This is a genomic window from Nitrosospira sp. Nsp2 (genome assembly GCF_003050965.1).
Classification (GTDB): Bacteria; Pseudomonadota; Gammaproteobacteria; order Burkholderiales; family Nitrosomonadaceae; genus Nitrosospira.
In genome coordinates, this window is sequence record NZ_QAOU01000002.1 from 154,797 (window position 1) to 174,757 (window position 19,961).

Sequence of the window (19,961 nt, forward strand, 5' to 3'; positions counted from 1 at the left end):
CGCAGGGGGCCGGGAACTTGAACGACAGCAGAGCAACAGGGAAGCCTGAAAAACCGCGAAAGCGACGAAAGGAGGGGGCAGTGAAGACATTCGGGTTAACAGCAATCGCAGCAATAGCAGTGATGGCGCTAGGGGCGCATGCCGAGGCTGGTGCGCAGGCGCCCCTGGCCGCCGGGATAACGGCAGAGCTTGATTCGCATAGCGTTGCACAGGCGGCGGCGTCGTCAACCGCGTCTGTTGTTTCAAATCAGGCACAGAACCAGACGCAAAGCCAGATCCAGTCCCAGACCTCGGTGTCCAACGCGATGGGTGGGGAGGGCGGGTCCGCGCACAATGCGGGCAACAGCCAGATCATGAATATCGGCGGCGTGGGCGGCTATGGCGCGCGCAACAATCCCAACATCGGGCTCGGGTTGATGGTCCCGACCGCGCCGTGCCGCGACACATACTCGGTTGCGGCCTCGGCGGCAGGCATGGGCGGGGCGCTGGGCTGGTCGAAAGCCGACCGTGAATGCCGCTGGCAGGATATCGGCGCGGCTTTCATGCGCGCCGGTTTTATCGATGATGGGCTCGCCATGTGGTGCGCCATCGAAGGTGTCGAAGAGATCGCTCCGACCTGTCAGCGGCTGAAAGCGGCCAGGGAGCTCAACGCGCGTTCCGCCCAAATACGCGACCGGAATCTCGGTGCGCCGGAGCAATAAATGGGAAGGGATGTACGCCGGAACCCCGATAAGCCGGAGAACACAGCCTGCAACTCGAGCGCCGGGAAGCACGAAAGCACGGAAGGCACATGGAAGGCACATGGAAGGCACATGGAAGGCACATGGAAGAAATCAAGCGTCATATCAACCAAGGGGAATCTGATCATGAAATTCAACAATCCGCGGCATGCCCTGAGATGGGCGTATGAAACCATCAATACTCCGATCATCAAAATTTCCTCTGTCAACGCGATGCGCGGGCCGGACGGGGCAGGGGGTGTCCCGGAGGGGGAGTTGACCCCGTATGACCGGCATGCCCAGGCCGCGTTGATTGTGAGCCTGTGCGAACGCGCGCTCCCGGCACTGCATATGGCGTACATAAGGGTCCAGTTCGGTCGCGAAGCAGGGGGGTTCAATTTGCTGGCGCGTCATCTGGCGGCAAATTTTGGCACCGGACTGCACAGCCGCCGGGGCATCGAACAGATCATTCGCGCTTATTGCGGCGAAAAAATAGGGTTGCGCGAAATAAGAAAATGCATGGCTTGCGGAACGCTCAAGGCGGCTGCACTGCGCAACGGCGGATATGACGCGCTCGATCTGATTCATGTGCAAACCATGGATATCCTGGAGAGGGAAATGCACAGCCGGGGCCTGTTGCGAACAGCCGATGCGCTCGAAAGGGCATAAGTTGCCCTATTGCCGCGTTACGCTTCGCTCACGGGCTTAACAATCCTGGAAAGGCATGCGCGCACATAGGCGCGGAGGAAGCTGGAAGCAGCCTGTACTGCTTCCAATCGCTTCAGAGTCCAGTGCAAGACAGGGAAGAGCCGTCAGGATGTTTTGATCCTGGTAGAGGGTCGTGCCGACATGACCGTTGCCATCAACGCGAGTCCAGCCATGAACAGTGCGTAGGTTTCAGGTTCGGGAACGGGTGTCAGCAGGAACGCATGATTTGCGCCGGATATTGCGTTGTGTGCGTCCCCGACAATCCAGCCGGTGCTATTGATATCGTACGCCCGCTCCAGCACCCAGCCAGCCTGTGCCGTGCTGGCGTCGAGAAAGCTATTGAGGTCGATTGCTGTTGTGTTATCCCATAGGGTAGCGTGGGTAACGCCACTGGAGGTCTGGGCCCATCCAACAGCCAGACCGGCATCGTTAAGCGCGCGAGCTTCGCTAAGATTTCCGCCCAGGGTACCGAGATCGGTAGCGCTTGTGCCATTCCATAAGGTGGCGTGATAGGCGGAATCGCCGGAGAGATATGCATATCCAGCTAATTCGCTGTTATTGTTTATATCGTTAGCGATGCTGCTACGACCACCGAGCGTGCCCAGATCCGTCGCCTTGGTACCATTCCACACGGTGGCGCGTTTGGTGGTGTCGTCTTCGAGATAGGAATCCCCCGCGACCTGGCCAGCGTTGTTGATCGCACGAGCCTGGCTGGATTGCCCGCCAAGCGAACCCAGGTCAGTCGGCGTGGTGCCGTTCCAGACCGTGGCCTGCCGGCCCGTGGCAGAGGTAAAGACAGCGCCTGCCACTTGACCCGCGTCATTGATGGCCTGGGCCTCGCCATGCTCTGGCCGCTGGGGTTGCAGATCGGTGGCGGTGGTGTCATTCCACAAGGTTGCATGTTGTCTATGGTTGGCAGTTTCCGAATATCCCACAATCTGGCCGGCGCTATTAATCCCAAGGGCAGAGCTGAAGCTCCCGCCCAGTGTGCCCAGGCCGGTCACTTTCGTGCCATCCCAGGACACAGCGTCGTAAGCGGTTTCGTCAGGAAACAAGGCATATCCTGCGATCTTGCCGGTATCGTTGATGGCGCGGGCATAACTTTGGGTGGTTTCCGTGCCCAGGTCGGCAAAGGTATAGAACGTGGCTGCCTGGCTTGCGGTGGCTGCCACAGCACCCGCAGTGAACAAAACAAGACTGGATAGTTTAGGGCCCATTATTTTCATTATTTTGCCTCTTGAGAAGGTTAAAAAAATTAGTTAGGAATTGGGTCAGGAAAAGTTCCGATTGAAATATCTGTGAAACTGGTAGCTGGTGTCCCGAATGTTGAGCCGCATGCTCCTGATGCAGTTTTGTTCCTGAAGTTGTTTTTTCACGCAAAAAGCGAGCCCCGCAATTCGTATGCATCTCGGCATGCTATTCGAGCGTACTCCGCGCTGATGCGCTTCAGCAATAGTCCAATCAGTCTATTCCGTCGCCATACTCATTCATTGTCTGTACATTGTCTGGATAAGCTGTGCCAATCCCCGACCTGTGCAGTCTGGGTTAGTCAGCGCACAGAGCGATGTGTTTTGCCGTGCAATGCTTGGAAGGGTCACAACAAGAAAGCAATGACGGAAGATTAAATCCTCCGTCAATCCAGAATCCTGATGCATTGCTGAGGTGAGCCATGAAGCAGAAAGCGTTCATTGTTTCGGCTGCGGCAAGCGCGCTGTTGCTGTCAGCGCTGGCAGGCTGCGAAAGCCAGCCCAAAGAGGAAGTCCGGCCGGTGGAATGGTACCTGAAGAACGAGTCGGACCGCGCTGCGAAGCTGATAGAGTGCCAATCCAAACCGGGGACAATTGATGCGACCCCCAACTGCGTCAATGCCAGCCGTGCCGAAAACGAGGCAACGGCACGGGCAAAGTGGGTCACGAACAGCGAAGGGATCAGGACCGAGCCGCCAGTTCCGGTTTATCCCTGAGCCCTTCATCGTCCGAATGGCCCCGCGTTCCCGGAATGCGATCCGCATGCCAGGTCGGGCTTTACCGGTTCCGGGAACTTCCGGGATATCAGGTCAAGTGGTCAAGAGTTGATACTAACGAAGATGTGATCCCAAACGGAGACTGTTGCATGCCGGGAAACAAAAGGCTACAAGGCGCGGCTCAACTGCATTCCCCGGCGTTTCCCATCAGCTCGGCGCCCTGTAGCTCATCAGCATCTCTCTACTTAAGCAGTCCCCGCCTTGCGCCTGCGCGCAACGAGCCCCATCATCGCCAATCCCGCCAGTATCATGGTGTAGGTTTCGGGTTCAGGGACATTCGACACTGCTCCCGGAACAGAAGACACCGATACGTTATCGAGAAAAGCCCCTCTGTTGTCGCCGCCGGCATTCAGGTAGCTCAGGCTATACACGCCGTCGGTGCCTGGGGTGAAATTTAAGGTAAAAGTCGAGAATGGGTCGGTACTGTTGAGCAGGTACGAGGCAGTGGCGCTGCCGAAGTTGACGTGTACCGTGTCGGTGTGGATCCCGCGCTGGCTGCCGCTCAGATCAAAAGAAAGCAGGTAGGTTGTACCCCCAGTCAGGTTGACGTTGTTCAGGAACAGGCCGCTGGCGAAACTGCTGCCATCCAGATCCACGTAACTTCCATTGCCCGGAAGAACATCATAGCCCCCTCCAGCGCCGTGCAGGTCAACGGTGCCGCCCGTTATCGTCCAACCACTTATACCAGGTGGAACCCAATTAAGCTGGTCCGGTGCGTAGCTATCGAAATTATCTGAAAAGATGGTCGCCGCATGGGTAAGGGAGGGTCCGAGAAGAAGTGCAGCAACTACGGCAAGATTCTTGAATTTCATTTGTAACTCCTTTTATTGTTATGGCAGAGTTAGATAAAGCAATATGCGTGCCTTTATATTTAGTACCGCTGAATCAGCATGTTGAAGGAGCGTGCGACTCCCCGGCGCCATCAGGGCGGGCAAGTTGAAAGATACCTCGACAGATCCGGCGAGGCATGAGTGGGTAAGTGGAATGACAAGCCGGTGCGGGAGGCCAGGCGAAGGAAGGGGGGCCGAACTTCTGGCATGTTCGCACCGGGCCCAGGCGACCGGGGCAGGGGGCAGGGGGCAGGGGGGCGCCAACTTGATATTGAGCGGACCCGCTTGTGCTGAATCCGGGACGGAAGATGGATGAATCCCGCGGGCTTGCTACCGCAGCCGCGCTGGCTGGAGTCTCGGGGGGTGGGCGTGCTGTTGTGTCAGGTACTCCGGGCCTTTAACAGGGGGCAGTGGAGTGTCGACCTCAGGCCCCGGAGGGTTGGCTACGCCGGGTTTTGCAGTTTTTAAGGTGCACCCAGCAACCCAGTACCCCTAACCCGGCGAGCAGCATGGCGGAAGTCGCCGGTTCAGGGACGGCAGTCACTGATACGTTATCGAGAAACAGCCCTCTATTGTCCCCGCTGACATCCAGGTAGCTAAAGCTGTAAGTGCCATTGGTGGCCGGCGTGAAGCTCAAGGTATAGGTCGAAAAGGCGTCCATGCTGTCGAGCATGTAGGATGCGGTCGCGCTGCCGAAACCGACGTGCACCGTGTCGGCCAGGGTGCCGCGATGGCTGCCGGCAAGGTCAAATGAAAGCAGATAGGTCGTGCCTCCGACCAGGTTGACATGGTTTGAAAACAGGCCGCTGACAAAACTGCTCTCATCCAGATCGACGTAACTTCCGTTGCCGGGAAGAAAGTCGTAGTTGCCACCCGCCCCATTCAAATCGACAGTGCCGTCCGTTACGCTCCAGCCACTCGATACGGGGGGCGACCAAGTGAATTGATCGGGTACGTAGTTATTAAAATCATCGGAAAATACCTGGGATGCGGCATGCGTAAGCGAGCAACCCAGAAGAATCGGGGTGAGGGCCACAATGTTCTTTAATATCATATTGAGATTCGCTCCCTGGTGGGTATGATTGCGGTGAGGCGGCGGCAATACGAATGAGACTGCGGATGTGAATGCGAACGAGAATGCGGATGCGACCTGTAGATGCCGTTTAAGGAAATACCGCGTTCCCTGCCAGCAAATTGAAGCCCCGGAGAAAGAAAACGGTGAAATGAGAAGGTCAGGAAGCAGGTTCCTCGATGTGGTTGAAGCGATACGAGGAAGTGGCGTATAAATGGTCGTGTCAGCCCATTCGCTTCAGCAGCTTCTGTTATTGTTTACGGCGGCGAATGTCATTGCATTAACGCAAGAACGTCATTTTTCCTGGATTCTCATTTTCAGATCGAAAAGGACCGCAGCGCAAGATAGCCGCTTCCGTCGCACCATCACCTCAGGAGATGCATATATGAATGACGAAAAAATCTACAAGGGCAGCTGTTTTTGCGGTGCGGTTCAGTTCACGGTCAGCGGGGAGCCGGATGGAATGGGTTACTGTCACTGCGAGTCCTGCCGGCACTGGTCCGCGGGGCCCGTGAATGCCTTCACGTTGTGGAAAACCGAAGCGTTGCAGGTTACGCAGGGGGCGGAAAACACCGGTACCTACAGCAAGACGCCGAATAGTTATCGCAAGTGGTGCAAAACCTGCGGCGGCCACATCCTCACCGAGCACCCAGGCTTGGGGCTTGTGGATGTGTATGCGGCTGTCATTCCGGGCTTTCCGTATCGCCCTGCGGTGCACGTGCACTACCAGGAGACAGTGCTGCCAATCAGGGACGGGCTACCGAAGATGAAGGACCTCCCCGAGGAAATGGGCGGCTCGGGTATCAGCATGGCGGAATAATATTGCCAGCCGTTCGATTTCATGACTGCCGGTCCGGTTGCTAGCTGGTCGTTGCTAGCCGGTCCCGTCCGCGGTCGTTTCTGTTTTGCGAGGGCGCCGGCTGCGCGCCGCCGTCTTCGGTTTTGTCGGGGCCACTGTTTCCAGTGGCGCGGTGGCGGTCGCGATCGAGGACGAGGCGGGGGACGAGGTGGAGGACGAAGCTTCGGGCGTGGCCTGGACCGTTGTTTCCCTCGGGGCTGGATCCACACGGGCGGCCTCTGCCTTCCTGCCCCTTAACTTCCGGCCATCATGTCGGCGCCGACGTGTTTCGTGCTTTCCGATGGTCTCCTCAATCGTCGGCGTGGCAACCTGGACCGCGGTATCCTCGGGCGCCGCCTCCGCTCCCACTGCGGCTGACTCGGGCTCGACCTGTGCAATTAGCGCACTCTGGGGAACCTGGGGTGAGGCGGCCTCTGCCTTCCTGTCCCTCAGCTTGCGGCCATCGCGCCGGCGTCGGCGCGTTTCGTTTTTTCCGATAGTCTCCTCAATCGTTGCCGTTGCAACGGGAACCGCGGTATCCTCGGGCGCCGCCTCCGCTCCCACTGCTGCTGCCTGGGGCTCGATCTGCTCGGTCTGCACGCTGGGTGCAACCTGGGGGACATGGGCTGAGGCGGTTTCTGCCTTCCTGTCCCTCGGTATGCGACCGCCACCCCGGCGCGAGCGCGTTTCATGTCTTGCGAGGGTATCCTCGGCTGCTGCCGGTGCCGTAATTTCGGGAGCGGTTATGGTAGCAGCCTCGGGCTCGCGGCTCGGCCCCAGTTCGTTCCCTACGGGCGCCGTTTCCGGCTCGTGAGCTGTTTCCGGCTCGGTCGCTGTTTCACGGTCGACCATTTCACCGCTGCCTCGATAGACATACGTGCCGGATTTCTCGTCACGGCCCAGTTCGAGCAGGCCCCGCGCCTGCGCTTCCTCGAGCAGGTTGCCAAAGGCGCGGAAGCCAAAATAAGTCTCATTGAAGTCCGGTTTACGGCGCTTGATCGCCTGCTTCAGCGTGGACGCCCATATCTTGCCGCTATCGCCCCGCTCCGATACCAGCGCATCGAAGGTCTGCACAGCGAGATTAATTGCCTTGCTCTTTCGCGCTTCCAGTTCTTCTTTAGGAAGCTTCTCCGCGTCGGGTTGGCGCCTGGCCGAAGGCTGCGTTTCCTTGCTGTCGCGCTTGGCCGCAGCGCGCTGGATTTCGCGCACCAGATCGTCGTAAAAAATGAATTCGTCGCAGTTCGCGATCAGCAGGTCGGAGGTTGATTGCTTGACGCCTACCCCGATTACCTGCTTGGCATTCTCGCGCAGCTTGGAAACCAGCGGCGAAAAATCGGAGTCGCCGCTGATAATGACAAACGTATTGACATGGGATTTGGTGTAACAAAGGTCAAGCGCATCGACAACCAGGCGGATGTCGGCTGAGTTCTTGCCGGATTGACGCACGTGAGGAATTTCGATCAGCTCGAAATTGGCCTCGTGCATCGTTGCCTTGAATGTCTTGTATCGATCCCAGTCGCAATACGCCTTCTTAACGACAATGCTGCCCTTGAGCAGGAGGCGTTCAAGTACGGGCTCGATGTCGAACTTCTCATACTTCGCGTCGCGCACGCCCAGCGCGACATTTTCGAAGTCGCAGAATACGGCCATGCTGATGTTTTCGTGGTGTGCAGCCATAAAGTGTTTTACTCTCCAATATGAGCCCGCTCGCTGAATTAGAGCGGCGAGCTGGTTCGCGACATGATAGTACAGGTATAGTGCGATCCGGGACATAGTACAACCCCGAAATGCGGCCAAATATGCGGTTATTCGGGCGGTTTATTTTTATTGTCGGCGTGAGCTTATGAACCAGTACGGGTCTGCTATGGTTAATGCAGGGTCCGTGGTTCCGTGATGCGAGGGGGTGGAGGCGGCTGTCCCCTCGATCACAACGGCTTAATCAGGGGCGGAACACTTATTTGGGGGAATGATCATGCGGACAGGTATTCTGGTTCTGGCCATGGCGATCTTTTCTGGTTCTGCGTGGTCTGCGGAATGGACATTGGTCAAGGACAATGCGAAATCAGGCGAAAAAACATATATAGATAAAAGCAACGTCGCGAGGATAGGACCGTTGGCGCAGATGCCGTCGCTGACCAATTATCAGCGCCCCAAGGGCGTGGCCGGCAGGAAACACCTGTCGGAAAAGGCCTTGGTCGAGTTTGACTGCGAAAACCGCGAATTCCGAAAACTGGAATTCTACTGGTATTCGCTCCATGACGGAGAGGGTGAGCTAATTTATTCCTACAAAGACCTGGGTACCAAGCTGCCAGTTGCCCCGAAGTCCGCCGACGAGGCTGCATGGAAGATCGCTTGCGAAAAGAAATAAATTTGCGCTAATCTTTCAGCTGCGCGTTCCGCGCTAACGCAAAGCTGCCTTACCGCAAGTGGACAACAACAATCAACCTGACTTCATGCGCATTTGATGCCCACCACCTGGGATGATCTTCTCCGCCCCGGTAGCGCGACCGATTTCTTTGCCCGAAAGGAATTTCCCCCATTCGATCCGCAAGCAGCCGCATACAGCCGCGCTAATGCGCTATGGCTGGCTGAACTAAGCCGGCTGGTTTACCGTCACGATGTCGAGGAAGACAATTTCCCTCCACTGCCTGGGCGCAGTCATTTTCTAAAACGGGGCGGGTTGAAGCAGCGTGCCTTTCTCATTTCGGAGAAAACCAATACCAAGGCGATGCTGGTGGAGCCCCTCGGGCCCCCAGCGTTCGCGGTGCTCGTATTTCGCGGCACGCAGCGGAGCTACAAGGATGCCAGGACCGACCTTCACTGTGGGATTCCGCGGTCGAGCGAGGGTAAAATTCGGGTGCACACGGGTTTTGGGGCTGCGCTGGATTCAGTCTGGGACGATATAGAGCGACAACTTTCCGGCCTCGTCTGTCCGCTCTTCTATACCGGGCACAGTCTGGGGGCGGCGCTTGCCGTGCTCGCGGCATCCCGGCGCGCGCCACAGGCCGTCTATTCATTTGCCTCGCCACGGATCGGCAATGAGGCGTTTGTCGCTTCGCTGGCGGATGTGCCCATCTATCGCGTGGTGGACGATCAGGACGCAGTCACGTCACTCCCCCCGAAGCTGCTCGGCTTCCGGCATGTGGGGGCGCTCCAGTTGTTAAGAGCGCCGCAGGAAGATCGTTCCTTTTGGGAGGCTTTTATTGCCGGCCCGCCAAAACCATTGGCTGATCACGCGCCGGTCAACTATGTGGACAGGATATGAGCGAAGCGCAAGGAGAATCACGGTTCAAATTTTCGGGATTCGAAGGGTTTTACTGATCATCAGAGTGCCTGAGAGTACGAACAGCAGCGCCAGTGGATGCAGTTCCCACGGACCGATCATCCAGACGCCCCAATAAAGCTGCTCCCCAATACGCCCGGTCCAGGCAGCGAATACCAGCGCGGCGACCAGGACAACGCTGGTCGGAATGGGCGTGCCCTCGAAATGCGTCACCTTATCCGCCCCTGCAGAGAGCGTTTCGGCCGTGATGTTGAATCGCGCCAGCCGGCTTACCCCACAGCATACGAAGTAAGCCAGCGCGATCCAATCCCAGCCGCCGCGCATCCCCGAAGCAAAACCGAGGGCGGCGGGAGCCATGCCGAACGAGAGGATGTCCGCGAGAGAGTCGAGCTCCCGTCCGAGCGGGGAATGCGCGCGGCGCCATCGCGCGACTCTCCCGTCGAGCACGTCGAATACGAACGCGGCGGCGATCATCCCGGCGGAACTGTAGAAATGCAACACCGAGCGCCCGTCCAGATAAAGCATGGCGAAGAACACCGCGGCGACGCCGCAGCCGGCGTTTCCGAGCGTGAAGAAGTCCGCGAGCTGGAAATCGCGGATCATTGAGAAATGTCTGGAACGCCTGGGGGAGGAGGGCATTGGGTGAGTTTATTTATCTGAACAGGCTCCGGGGCGGGGCCGCATCCATAAGCTTCCGCTATAGCCCGGTTGGTGGACGATATTGATTATAGTAAACGATTGCAGTGCTGCTCATCAGCACAAAAGCGCAGGGTACGAGCGCAGAGCAAGAGCGCAGAGCAGGAGCGCAGAGCAGGAGCTCAGGCGCAGACCAGAGCGCGGCGCCGTTCCAGCAATGCGAAGCAGGAGTTTTTCCATTCCCCCCGGTGGCTTTCAGCTGTGCTTGCGTTCTATGTTACTCAACGCACTGATGTGATGTGTCAAAAGCGTGAAGATATAAGCGCTTTTTTATATAAGTGCGTTAACTCTTTAGAAAGGAGAGCGGCAATGAATAGCATCGCATCCTGGATAGCGTACATAGTGATACTGGTCGCCGGTTCGGGGCTATTAGGAATTGGTTGGGTATAAACGACTGCGTTGGGCACATAGCCCCGAGTCAACATTGAGAAAGGAGATGACCATGAATCAATATACAACCGAAGTGTCGCGGGTAAAGTGGGTTCTCGGCGCTGCTGCGCTTGGCGCGTTGACGATGTTTCTTATGGATCCCGACCGTGGCAATCGGCGCCGGGCATTGGCCAAGGACAAGATGAACAGCATGGCGCGCAGGACGCGAAAGCAAATAGATGCCAAGTCGCGCGATCTGGCGAACCGGGCTAAAGGCCTCCAGGCCGAGGCGCGTCACCTGGTTTGCTGATAGTCCTGCTGGGACGGCGAGGGGGTGGGGGACTCGCCCCCGCGTTGCATCTGTATGGTACTGGGTGACGCAGGGAAGGCGTGAGCTTCGGCTCCGTCAGGCGTCGTGGCCGATCTGCGGCCACTCGGTGCCTGGACGGGATTGGGGAAACTGCCGCAGCCCGACCCTGCGGCACCGCGGCAATTTCCTGGAATAAAAAAGTTGGCTGGCTTGCCCGGGGAGTACAGGCTGGCTGGCTGAAAGGCCACTGGCGTAGGAGAAACCCAGTGGCAACGGATAAGGTCAATAATACGGGGATCGGCCTCTGGCTGACTTTGGGTGCGCTAGCTGAGGGTGGCGGCATAAAGATGTCGTCGATCCCGCCAAATTAGTACTTTATTGCTTAAGTATTATTAATGATAATAAGAATGATTCGCATTATACATAAACTCGAAAAGGAAGCAAGCGTTATCTCAAAAATATTCTCTTTTTCACACATTATGCGCCTGCGGCGCGGCGGGCACGGGTTCTGCCGTGCGCCGCCAACTCCAAAGCGCAAATCGTCGCAAGTGCGCAATCTCAAGGGGATCTGGTGAAAGTGGCGGTTGTGCAGCGACATGCGATTGGCAGCCGAAGCACTGTATTATTCGAAGCTCTGGTCTTGAGCCACCAGTGGGACGTCTCCCGGGAGCATCATACGGCGCAGGAAAACTTATTTCCGTTCCGTACCTTTCATTTGTCGTTGCACAATCTGGTCAAACTCGGCGGAAGTGGCTTCAGCCGTGCAGCTTGCGCCGACCTTTTTGGCTTGATCTGCCAAGACGTTTGCTCCCACGTGACAGATGTTCGCAGCAACATCAATCGGAGCCTGCACAATTGAGGGAATCCGGCCAGCGTCAGCATTGATGTTTTTGGCAACATTTTTCGCGATGTTGCGGGTATCGACGTTAATCAACCCCGACGGGGTCTGAGCAGATGCGAAAGGCACGAAACCGACGATGGCTATCAGGCTCGTCAGTACGAATACAGATATGTTTTTGATCGTTTTCATTTTATCCTCCTTGAGCAATGGAAGGTCGGCACTACCTTTCATCGATGTTGCCCGGCTACAGCCTTCCACGGAAAAGTCGCCGGGTCATCTGTTTATAGTTGAGAACGGAAGGTCTTTCCGTTCGGTGGCGCACGCCGGCACCTCGTAACCTCGCTGCAGAGGCGCCCGGTTTTTACCCAACCCCAAGTTACCGCGTTGTTACCGTGTCTCTCCCTTTATCCGCCGGTAAATTATCCGGTCCAGATCAGGCGTAGTCATTTTGGCGGCGCAAGCCGAGTGTCCTTGTTGCACGGCCCACAGGGTTTCAGCTTTTACCTGGCATACCCCGGTAGCGACCCCCGGCGGGATTTCAACCGTGTCGGGAATGCGGCTCACGTCAACATTGATGTTCTTCGCAATATTTTTGGCGACGTCGCGGATATCGACCCTGACCAGTCCGGGACTTTCCTCCGCAAGCGCTAGCGGTGAGAAACTGAATATAATGGCTGTGCTAGTCGCTAAAAGCATATATGTCATGTTTTTCATTTTAAGCTCCTTGTATAAGCGAGGGCCCGAGCGATGGCCTCGCCTTATATTAAAGTTGAGCCGGGCACCGGATATCAGACCGGCCCTGCGAGATAAATGGTGGAAGCGGCAGTTATATGAAAATCCGTTGGTCCGTTCCGTACGTTGCCGCACGATAGGTGCCTGCTCTTTATGGTTGGGAACTGGAAGCTTCTGGCGAACTCTATACCGACAATCTTTCGGTAAAGCCACCCCCGTGGTGACTAGAGACTAGAGCAATGAGAGATGATGAGTTTGACGATACCCGCCGCCGGTTATTGAAGACGCTTGCGGCCGGGGCCGCGGTGGTGGCATTCAATGCCAGAGGATCGCCCATGCCGGACAAGGTGTTTACTGTTTGCACGTTCGGCGATTCCATTCTCGACTGTGCACGGTATAACGAACATGGAGTCCACCCCGGCCAGCTGATCGTGCGCAATGACGACTATTTATTCCCCGATTTCAAGGGTCGTGACTTGTCATCGTCAGCGCCTGCGCAGCTCGACCATCGCGCACAGGATGGGGCCATAGTCAGTGACCTGTCCCGGCAGGCGCGCGGGATCAACCTCCCCGGTCCCGCGGTTGCGCTGGTAACGATTGGCGGGAACGATCTCCTCACCGGCCTTGCCGCGGACCGGGGTGGCGGCATCATGCGCTTTGAGCGGGCGCTCGATGCGTTCCTGCAAGCGTTGCCCGTGCGCCCGGTTCTGCTCGGCACGGTTTTCGACCCAACCTTTGGTGATGACTCCCGCAACTTTCTGAGTGTCGACGCCCGCATCGCCCGACCCAACTTGAACCGCATCAACGGCATTATCGCGGAACTCGCGTCGCATTACGGACAGCTTGTGGACGTGCATGGTCACTTTCTACGGGGCGACCCCTCCTGGTTTACGCGCACGATCGAACCCAGCCTGAGGGGAGCCTCGGAAGTACGCGCCGCATTCCTGCCGGCGGTGCTGACGGCGCGTGAGGACCAGCTTGGAGCGGCGCCTTCGCCACAGCGCCGACGATGGTGGATGTGGTGAGTTATCCATTCGCTGCAAGCTGTCCTCGGCTGACCGGCAAGGTGTGCCGGGCCCGGGCGTGAGCATACGCGTGGAGTGCCAAAGCGGCTATCGCGGCGCACAGGAGCCGCTGGCGTTCTGGCTGGGCGAGCGCCGGCTCGCGGTCCATGCCCTAACCGACCGCTGGTACGCGCCCGAGCAGCGCTGGTTCAGGGTCCATGCCGATGATGGAAGCATGTACGTGCTCCGGCATGACGAAGCAAGCGGGACCTGGGAGATTGCCGCATACCGCCGCGACGTCTGACCTCAATATGATCTGGTAATCGGGCAGGACGTTAGGGATGCCCTTTGTTGGCGTCCGGCGGTGATTGTGCCGCCGACACCGCAGTGATTGTGGCGTTCATGCAAGAAAGCCCAGTCCCGGCCAAGGCTCAATTCCGGGTAGCAGATACCGCTGGCGATGCGTTGATGGTGGCCGAGCGGTAGTAGATTTCACTGGTTCCCTCGAACCCTGAATCAATGCCGAACATCATCCACACCGCTCCGGTTGCGTCGCTACGGGCCTTGAGCGGAGCCGGACTGGTCAGCGTTTTCCACTCGAATTTTGGCCGGCTGCAATCGGTATTGGTTCCCGCGATGTCGCCCAGCACGACGGCATTTTTTCCTCCCCGGGCCTGGTTGCCTTTGTCGATGTTCATTTGATATTGACTGTCGATCGCTACTGTCAAAGGCTCAACCGTTGCGGCTCCCGCCTTTACGATCACAGACTCGCCGGGCGCGCCGCCGGCCCCGGCGCAGCCCGAGGGAGCATCGGTAAGAAACGTGACGCTGAAATTCAGCAGGTAGTCCTTGTCAGGAGCAAATCCGGTGAATTTCTTTTTTATGTAGATGAAAAGATCGTCGCTCCGGTTGGTGCCGGCGGTGTAGAGGCCGTGGCCGCCAAAAATTCCCGGTAACCGGCGGGGCTGGACGACAACATCGGTGGGTTGCGTGTCGGATGTATAGTCCGAGTGTCCACCGAGCCAGTCGGTAGAGGTGTTATTGAAATTCACCTCGATTTCCTTGCCGGGCTTCATGTCCGGCCCGCCCGATCCACCAGGTCCTCCAGATCCCCCTGACCCGCCTGATCCCGTCGGACCATTTGCGCATCCGCTCAGGAGAACGGACACAAAAGCGGCAGAGATCAGTATTTTTCTTGTACGCATGTTGAACGGCCTCCTTTTTGGGATCGAAAAGACACTCCCCACACCTGCGACACCTCGCATACCTTTAGCTCACGGCATCAAAAACGGCCGGACGCGGGCGCAATGGATGGATATGATCTTCAGTGTAGCAAAAGGGACGGTTGTTAAAACGATAAATGCCCAATCGGTTATTAAAAGTGTCCGGGATGCTGTTTAGCGGGGCTACGTCAAAATAGCGGGGCTACCCAAAATTTTCCATTCTTTATTCGTTTATCCTGCGCGAGGCTCTAAAAGCTGCTGTTGGCCGGGACGCAGCGCGGCCAGGACATTGCCCGGTCCTTCGGGGCGGGCCCTTCCAGACCTTTAAACAAATGATGAGGCAGGTTGGCAATTTTGCCGCTAGCCAGTGAACAGCTATCTCAAGTCGTATTGTCGGGCGGCACGGTGTTACCAGGCGAACCAAAGTCAACTTTCGCGAAAGCAGTTTTAGCGATACCGCCAGCCTCTTTCCGTCTGGCAACTCCGCCTTGACAGGTGTGGATGCATGACCTAGGTTGATACATTGGATTCAGAACCACGACGGTCGGTGGAAAGCTTCCCGCTAATCCGCGGGTACTGGGGGGCTCGATCCTTATCACCTTTCAGCAAATTCATAGGAGAACGGGTATGAAAACAGAAGACGACGCCATGGCCTCCCGACGGCAATTCGTCGGCGGGGTAACCGCGGGGCTGGCTGCCGCGCTGACGTCGCCGGCGTTTGCACAGCAGGGAGCCACACCTGCGGCGCCCGGCGCCTCGGCGGGTCCCCGGCGTCATGCGGGGCGACCTGCGACACAATCGAGCAAACAGGACCCGACGACCCAGTACCGGCGCCCGCCTTTTCCGCCGCAGCAGCAAGACCCGCCCGGCCTTGCCGGCAAAATGGACCCGCGGCCGGATCACGGCGAAACGAGCTACCGGGGCTCCGGTAAACTCGTCGGCAGGAAGGCGCTACTAACGGGGGGCGACTCCGGCATTGGCCGCGCTGCTGCGATTGCCTTCGCGCGTGAAGGCGCGGACGTTGCGATCAACTATCTGCCGGTGGAGGAACCGGATGCGCGCGAGGTCATCGAGCTGATCCGGGCGGAAGGGCGCAAGGGGGTTGCGATCCCGGGCGACATTCGCGAAGAGAGGTTTTGCAAAAAGCTGGTTGCCGACGCTGTGCGCGAACTGGGCGGGCTGGACATCCTGGTCAACAACGCGGCGGCGCAGGCGGCGCAACATTCGATCCTTGACCTCACCACCGAGCAGTTCGATTCGACGTTCAAGACCAATGTCTATGCGATGTTCTGGATAACCAAAGCAGCGATGCCGCACCTTGAACCGGGCGCGGCAATCATTAATACATCTTCCGTCCAGGCTTACGATCCGTCCCCGGCGCTGCTGGATTACGCGCAGACAAAAGCGTGCATGGTGATCTTCACAAAATCGCTGGCGAAGCAGGTTGCCAACCAGGGCATCCGGGTAAATGCGGTGGCGCCGGGGCCGTTCTGGACTCCCTTGCAGCCCAGCGGCGGGCAGCCCCCCGAGAACATAACGACGTTCGGGGAGCATACGCCCATGGGGCGTCCAGGCCAGCCGGCGGAACTCGGCGCCCTGTATGTATACCTTGCATCACAGGAGGCGAGCTACGTGACCGGGCAGGTATACGGGGCCTCCGGCGGGGAGGGCAATCCGTAACGTATCCGGGGCGGTCTTTGTGCCGATGGTAGCGCCTGCCAAAAAGTAGTCTGAAGTCTGCGACAAATCAGGTAGGGTCTGCCGAAGGCGCGACGCGAGCGCGCCGGGCTCTCGCCTGTGAGCATAAGGCAGTATTGGACTGGAAGGGTGGAGGCCACCGCACAAGTGTCACCATAAGGTCGACATGAGGTTGGCCGGCGTTCGGGATGCTTTAAGGCTGAATTGAAGTGTTCATTCCGTTTTCATATACCGTCATAATTTTGACGTCATATTAACAGGCCGGAGGAACAGGAAGTCATGCAAAGCATTCAGAAAATTACGCCGTGTTTGTGGTTCGATCGTCAGGCTGAAGAGGCGGCCGGGTTTTATACCGCGATTTTCCCGAATTCAAAGATCCTGAACATTTCCTACTATGGAGAGGCGGGGCAGGATGTCCATGGGCAAGCGCACGGAACCGTAATGACGGTCGTTTTTGACCTCGACGGGCAGGAATTCACGGCGCTCAACGGCGGCCCGATATTCAAGTTCAACGAGGCGATTTCATTCCAGATCAATTGTGACGATCAGAAAGAAGTGGATTATTACTGGGAGAAGCTGGGCGAGGGCGGTGACGAGAAAGCGCGGCAGTGCGGCTGGCTCAAGGACAAATACGGCGTGTCGTGGCAGGTCGTTCCCGTCGTTTTGATGAAAATGCTAAACGATCTCGATAAGCAGAAATCCCAAAAGGTAATGAAAGCGATGCTGCAAATGAAGAAAATCGACATCTCCGAACTGCATCGAGCCGCAGTCGCGGAATAGCTTGCTTTTGTCAAAGTAGTGTCGAGGTAGCTCAGGGCCTGGAGCTTATCGGGATATTGTCATCGATCCCGCGGCGCCTCCCGGCTTGACTTCGGAATATAAAGATTGGAACTCAAGCCGGAAGCTCTTCCGTATGTTCAATTCATCCTGTGCCCAGGCGATCTTCCATACTCTTTCCACAGCGTGACATCCCTTTACCCGCCTGACGTTCCGGAGATTCACCGTTTTCGCACCGACAGTCAGATAGTCATTCGGACTATTGTTATTGCTTTCCCCAGGGGTATAAGCTCAGCTTGGGCTTTCTTTACTGTTGCCCTAGTGAAGGCGCCAGGATAAAGGCTTACCGGTCGTTTCGTCTCCTTGCTTCCGTTTCGTTTTAATTCTGTTCAGTTCGACTTTGTCTGGTAAAAGTGGACAGGGCATTAAACCTCGCCCGATCCAGGCAATAACTGGCAGGCGGCGCCGAAACCGATACGCGAATCCATTTAAAACCATGAAAATCACAAGCAACGAAACGCATTCGCTGGAGAGACCTGCTTCTCCCCTTCCAGAATGGCGAGATCCGCTTAGGCGCGATCGGGCGAGCGGGGATGGACTGCGAGCGCTTCGCGTCCCCCAACCTGTTCAAGTCCCGGCAATCCGGGTGCGAACTCTTTCATAACACTTAACCTTAACCGCGCTCTTCTGGGGGGCACATAATGATAATCAAAGAATGCTTCAAAGTCCGCCACTGCATCCTGGCCGCGGTCTTCGTTACCGGTCTGGGTCCTGTTACCCACGCGGCAGCACAGCAACGCTCGTTTCTTGTCGACCTCAACACCCGGACCGTAACGCTCCTTGGCACGATAGGCGAGCGTGCCATAGCTTCTGGCATCAATGATGCTGGGCAGGTAGTGGGGTCTTCTTTCACATCCGGAGAAGGTTCTCATGGTTTCATCACCGGCCCCAATGGGGTGGGCATAAGAGACCTCGGCAGTTTAGGCGGAGTTTTCAGTGAAGCTAATGGGATCAACAACGCCGGGCAGGCGATTGGACAAACCGATGAAGCCGGACGCCCTGCCGGTGCCTTCATTACCGGTCCCAACGGGGTGGGGATGACGGCGCTTGGCGCACTGAACGGGGATACCCAAAGCTCTGCCTGGGGCATCAACAACTCGGGGCAGGTAGTGGGAATCTCTGTATCAGATGGAAACCCGGCGCCGCCTGCTCATGCCTTCATCACCGGTCCGAATGGGGTGGGCATGAGGCCACTTGGCACCTTGGGCGGAGGTTCCAGCGGCGCCCAGGATATCAACGATACGGGGCAGGTAGTAGGAGATTCCGTCACGGCTGAAGGCCGTCATCGCGCCTTCATCACCGGCCCCAATGGAGTGGAGATGAGAGACCTTGGCACGTTGGCCGGGGATTACCGCAGCGATGCCTGGGCCATCAACAATGCTGGGCAGGTGGTGGGACGATCTCTCACAGCCGCAGGCCTTTCCCATGCGTTCATCACCGGCCCCGATGGATTAGGCATGAGAGCCCTTGGTACGTTAGACGGGGATGTTTCCAGCTCTGCCTGGGACATCAACGATGCCGGGCAGGTAGTGGGGACATCCGTAACGGCCGAAGGCCATCAGCGCGCCTTTTTCACCGGTTCAAATGGAACGGACCTGACAGACCTCAATTCCCTGGTAGAGCTGCCGCAGGGGGTAATTTTAACGGAGGCCATGGGTATCAACAACTATGGACAAGTCGTCGCGGTAGGGGTAGGGATTCTTGTTCCCGAACCTGAAACCTATGCCATGCTCCTCGCAGGACTGGGCATGGTGGGCTTCATGGCGCGAAACCGCAACCAGCGGAGGCTTTCGCTGGCCCAAACTCCGATCAGGCCCAAGTGATCAAGCGAACGGCCTGATTTCAGCGCCTGCACTAGGTTAGATATCGCTTCACGACCTAACTTAAGTCAAGTTTTCGGCCCTCGTTCTAGCAGCCTATTGACATGCCTTCAGTTTTTCCAGGAGATGAGGTATCGCTTCGCTGTGAAGCTGTAAAGTTAGTCGTGATCCTGCTGTATCGCGAAAAACAAGCAGATAGTTCTCTTCACAGAGTGAATGGCACATCTCCAACTCTTCAAGAGGCGTAGGATATTGTTCAACGATGTTATTTTTATCCGACATCCTGCCCAATTGATTCTCAAGCTCTACCACTTGTCTGCTTAGTCCTTCACAATTCCTTTGAATGCGCATCGCGGCGCTCTGAGCTGTAGCTGCAAGCTCCTGTAATTTAGAAATTTTATCCTGAACCTCAGGGTTGGGCTTCATTTCAACTATTTGTCGCAGCGCAACGATTTCCCTCGCAATGACATGTATCTCGTCAAAGTTAATGCTAAGTTTGGTTTTTCCATCCATTATTTTCTCCCTCCATAAGCGTGTCCAAGACTACGCATTTTTTTAAGTATTAAAGCAAAGTGAATAGCTGCAAATAATGGATACTATGAAGATTGGCGGAGGTTCAATCTACACCGGGTAGTCAACTCGGCAGCCTCCGTTTGTCCCTGGCTGCTGGGTTCATCATTTATCCTTGCGGCCCATTAGATAACGGAGAGGGATACCCGAATAGCTGTAAGTTCTTACAGGTGGAAAAGTCCCAGACAGTTTTTCCAAACGCGAAAAGCTGCGTGGAAAGGCCGTTCCAAACGAGCCATGGTCCTTAAGGGTCATGGTTCCAAAGAGCCATAATTCAACATAGATTACGCCATACAGGAACGCAAGGCAGGTTGTGAAGGCGAGTGGCATCCAAAAAAAAAGAAACCGAAGGAGTGCATCAGGAGGATAGGTTTCCTCAAATTATTGG

At 56.9% G+C, this 19,961-nt stretch carries 21 protein-coding genes; 12 read left to right on the forward strand and 9 right to left on the reverse strand.

The genetic code is table 11. The features are described 5' to 3' along the window. Positions 1-80 precede the first annotated feature (80 nt). Together C8R31_RS04880 and C8R31_RS04885 are read left to right on the forward strand one after the other, a co-directional pair. On the forward strand, positions 81-701 hold the full coding sequence (locus C8R31_RS04880; RefSeq protein WP_107692954.1) for a hypothetical protein: 621 nt from the start codon (positions 81-83) through the stop codon (positions 699-701). Next, positions 702-1,388: a hypothetical protein gene (locus C8R31_RS04885; RefSeq protein WP_258192549.1), complete on the forward strand. Its 687-nt coding sequence runs from the start codon at positions 702-704 to the stop codon at positions 1,386-1,388. Positions 1,389-1,531: 143 nt separating this feature from the next. Here C8R31_RS04885 and C8R31_RS04890 read toward each other — a convergent pair whose 3' ends face one another. Beyond that, on the reverse strand, positions 1,532-2,653 hold the full coding sequence (locus C8R31_RS04890; protein WP_107692955.1) for a PEP-CTERM sorting domain-containing protein: 1,122 nt from the start codon (positions 2,651-2,653) through the stop codon (positions 1,532-1,534). A gap of 443 nt (positions 2,654-3,096) precedes the next feature. Between C8R31_RS04890 and C8R31_RS04895 the strand changes: the two genes are divergently transcribed. After that, positions 3,097-3,390: an EexN family lipoprotein gene (locus C8R31_RS04895; protein ID WP_107692956.1), complete on the forward strand. Its 294-nt coding sequence runs from the start codon at positions 3,097-3,099 to the stop codon at positions 3,388-3,390. A gap of 245 nt (positions 3,391-3,635) precedes the next feature. On the opposite strand, the gene C8R31_RS04900 is transcribed toward C8R31_RS04895, so the two are convergent. Beyond that, complete coding sequence (locus C8R31_RS04900; protein ID WP_107692957.1) at positions 3,636-4,262, reverse strand: PEP-CTERM sorting domain-containing protein; 627 nt, start codon at positions 4,260-4,262, stop codon at positions 3,636-3,638. Positions 4,263-4,704: 442 nt separating this feature from the next. Then, positions 4,705-5,334: a PEP-CTERM sorting domain-containing protein gene (locus C8R31_RS04905; RefSeq protein WP_107692958.1), complete on the reverse strand. Its 630-nt coding sequence runs from the start codon at positions 5,332-5,334 to the stop codon at positions 4,705-4,707. Positions 5,335-5,737: 403 nt separating this feature from the next. On the opposite strand from C8R31_RS04905, the gene C8R31_RS04910 reads away from it, so the two are divergent. Then, positions 5,738-6,172, forward strand: coding sequence for a GFA family protein (locus C8R31_RS04910; protein WP_107693453.1), 435 nt, complete (start codon positions 5,738-5,740; stop codon positions 6,170-6,172). Between the two features lie 54 nt (positions 6,173-6,226). On the opposite strand, the gene C8R31_RS16475 is transcribed toward C8R31_RS04910, so the two are convergent. Next, positions 6,227-7,867: an NYN domain-containing protein gene (locus tag C8R31_RS16475; protein ID WP_107692959.1), complete on the reverse strand. Its 1,641-nt coding sequence runs from the start codon at positions 7,865-7,867 to the stop codon at positions 6,227-6,229. A 295-nt stretch (positions 7,868-8,162) separates the two neighbouring features. On the opposite strand from C8R31_RS16475, the gene C8R31_RS04920 reads away from it, so the two are divergent. Together C8R31_RS04920 and C8R31_RS04925 are read left to right on the forward strand one after the other, a co-directional pair. Beyond that, positions 8,163-8,558, forward strand: a complete 396-nt coding sequence (locus tag C8R31_RS04920) for a surface-adhesin E family protein (RefSeq protein ID WP_146164554.1) — start codon at positions 8,163-8,165, stop codon at positions 8,556-8,558. 96 nt (positions 8,559-8,654) lie between these two features. Beyond that, positions 8,655-9,455 carry a hypothetical protein gene (locus tag C8R31_RS04925; protein ID WP_107692961.1) on the forward strand — a complete coding sequence of 267 codons (801 nt, stop codon included), beginning with the start codon at positions 8,655-8,657 and terminating at the stop codon, positions 9,453-9,455. A gap of 24 nt (positions 9,456-9,479) precedes the next feature. On the opposite strand, the gene C8R31_RS04930 is transcribed toward C8R31_RS04925, so the two are convergent. Next, a complete protein-coding gene (locus tag C8R31_RS04930; RefSeq protein ID WP_258192550.1) occupies positions 9,480-10,076 on the reverse strand; it encodes a phosphatidylcholine/phosphatidylserine synthase in 597 nt (198 codons plus the stop codon). A 535-nt stretch (positions 10,077-10,611) separates the two neighbouring features. Here C8R31_RS04930 and C8R31_RS04935 point away from each other — a divergent pair. Then, on the forward strand, positions 10,612-10,848 hold the full coding sequence (locus C8R31_RS04935; RefSeq protein WP_107693454.1) for a hypothetical protein: 237 nt from the start codon (positions 10,612-10,614) through the stop codon (positions 10,846-10,848). 691 nt (positions 10,849-11,539) lie between these two features. Here C8R31_RS04935 and C8R31_RS04940 read toward each other — a convergent pair. Together C8R31_RS04940 and C8R31_RS04945 are read right to left on the reverse strand one after the other, a co-directional pair. Then, positions 11,540-11,878, reverse strand: a complete 339-nt coding sequence (locus tag C8R31_RS04940) for a hypothetical protein (protein WP_146164555.1) — start codon at positions 11,876-11,878, stop codon at positions 11,540-11,542. Between the two features lie 198 nt (positions 11,879-12,076). Continuing rightward, the gene (locus C8R31_RS04945; protein WP_107692964.1) at positions 12,077-12,403 is read right to left on the reverse strand and encodes a hypothetical protein; all 327 of its coding nucleotides are present in this window, start codon (positions 12,401-12,403) and stop codon (positions 12,077-12,079) included. A 257-nt stretch (positions 12,404-12,660) separates the two neighbouring features. On the opposite strand from C8R31_RS04945, the gene C8R31_RS04950 reads away from it, so the two are divergent. Next, positions 12,661-13,446 (forward strand): SGNH/GDSL hydrolase family protein, encoded by a 786-nt coding sequence (locus tag C8R31_RS04950; protein ID WP_107692965.1) that lies wholly within the window; start codon positions 12,661-12,663, stop codon positions 13,444-13,446. A gap of 58 nt (positions 13,447-13,504) precedes the next feature. Next, positions 13,505-13,729 (forward strand): hypothetical protein, encoded by a 225-nt coding sequence (locus C8R31_RS04955; RefSeq protein ID WP_107693455.1) that lies wholly within the window; start codon positions 13,505-13,507, stop codon positions 13,727-13,729. 127 nt (positions 13,730-13,856) lie between these two features. Here the strand turns inward: C8R31_RS04955 and C8R31_RS04960 are convergent, their stop codons facing one another. Then, a complete protein-coding gene (locus tag C8R31_RS04960) occupies positions 13,857-14,630 on the reverse strand; it encodes a hypothetical protein (RefSeq protein WP_107692966.1) in 774 nt (257 codons plus the stop codon). Positions 14,631-15,275: 645 nt separating this feature from the next. Here C8R31_RS04960 and C8R31_RS04970 point away from each other — a divergent pair. From C8R31_RS04970 to C8R31_RS04980, 3 genes are all read left to right on the forward strand, one after another. Continuing rightward, positions 15,276-16,328 carry an SDR family oxidoreductase gene (locus tag C8R31_RS04970; RefSeq protein ID WP_107692968.1) on the forward strand — a complete coding sequence of 351 codons (1,053 nt, stop codon included), beginning with the start codon at positions 15,276-15,278 and terminating at the stop codon, positions 16,326-16,328. A 297-nt stretch (positions 16,329-16,625) separates the two neighbouring features. Continuing rightward, positions 16,626-17,126 (forward strand): VOC family protein, encoded by a 501-nt coding sequence (locus C8R31_RS04975; protein WP_107692969.1) that lies wholly within the window; start codon positions 16,626-16,628, stop codon positions 17,124-17,126. Between the two features lie 698 nt (positions 17,127-17,824). Then, positions 17,825-19,006 (forward strand): HAF repeat-containing PEP-CTERM protein, encoded by a 1,182-nt coding sequence (locus C8R31_RS04980; protein ID WP_107692970.1) that lies wholly within the window; start codon positions 17,825-17,827, stop codon positions 19,004-19,006. A 93-nt stretch (positions 19,007-19,099) separates the two neighbouring features. Here the strand turns inward: C8R31_RS04980 and C8R31_RS04985 are convergent, their stop codons facing one another. Beyond that, positions 19,100-19,516, reverse strand: coding sequence for a hypothetical protein (locus C8R31_RS04985; protein WP_107692971.1), 417 nt, complete (start codon positions 19,514-19,516; stop codon positions 19,100-19,102). Between the last annotated feature and the right edge of the window lie 445 nt (positions 19,517-19,961).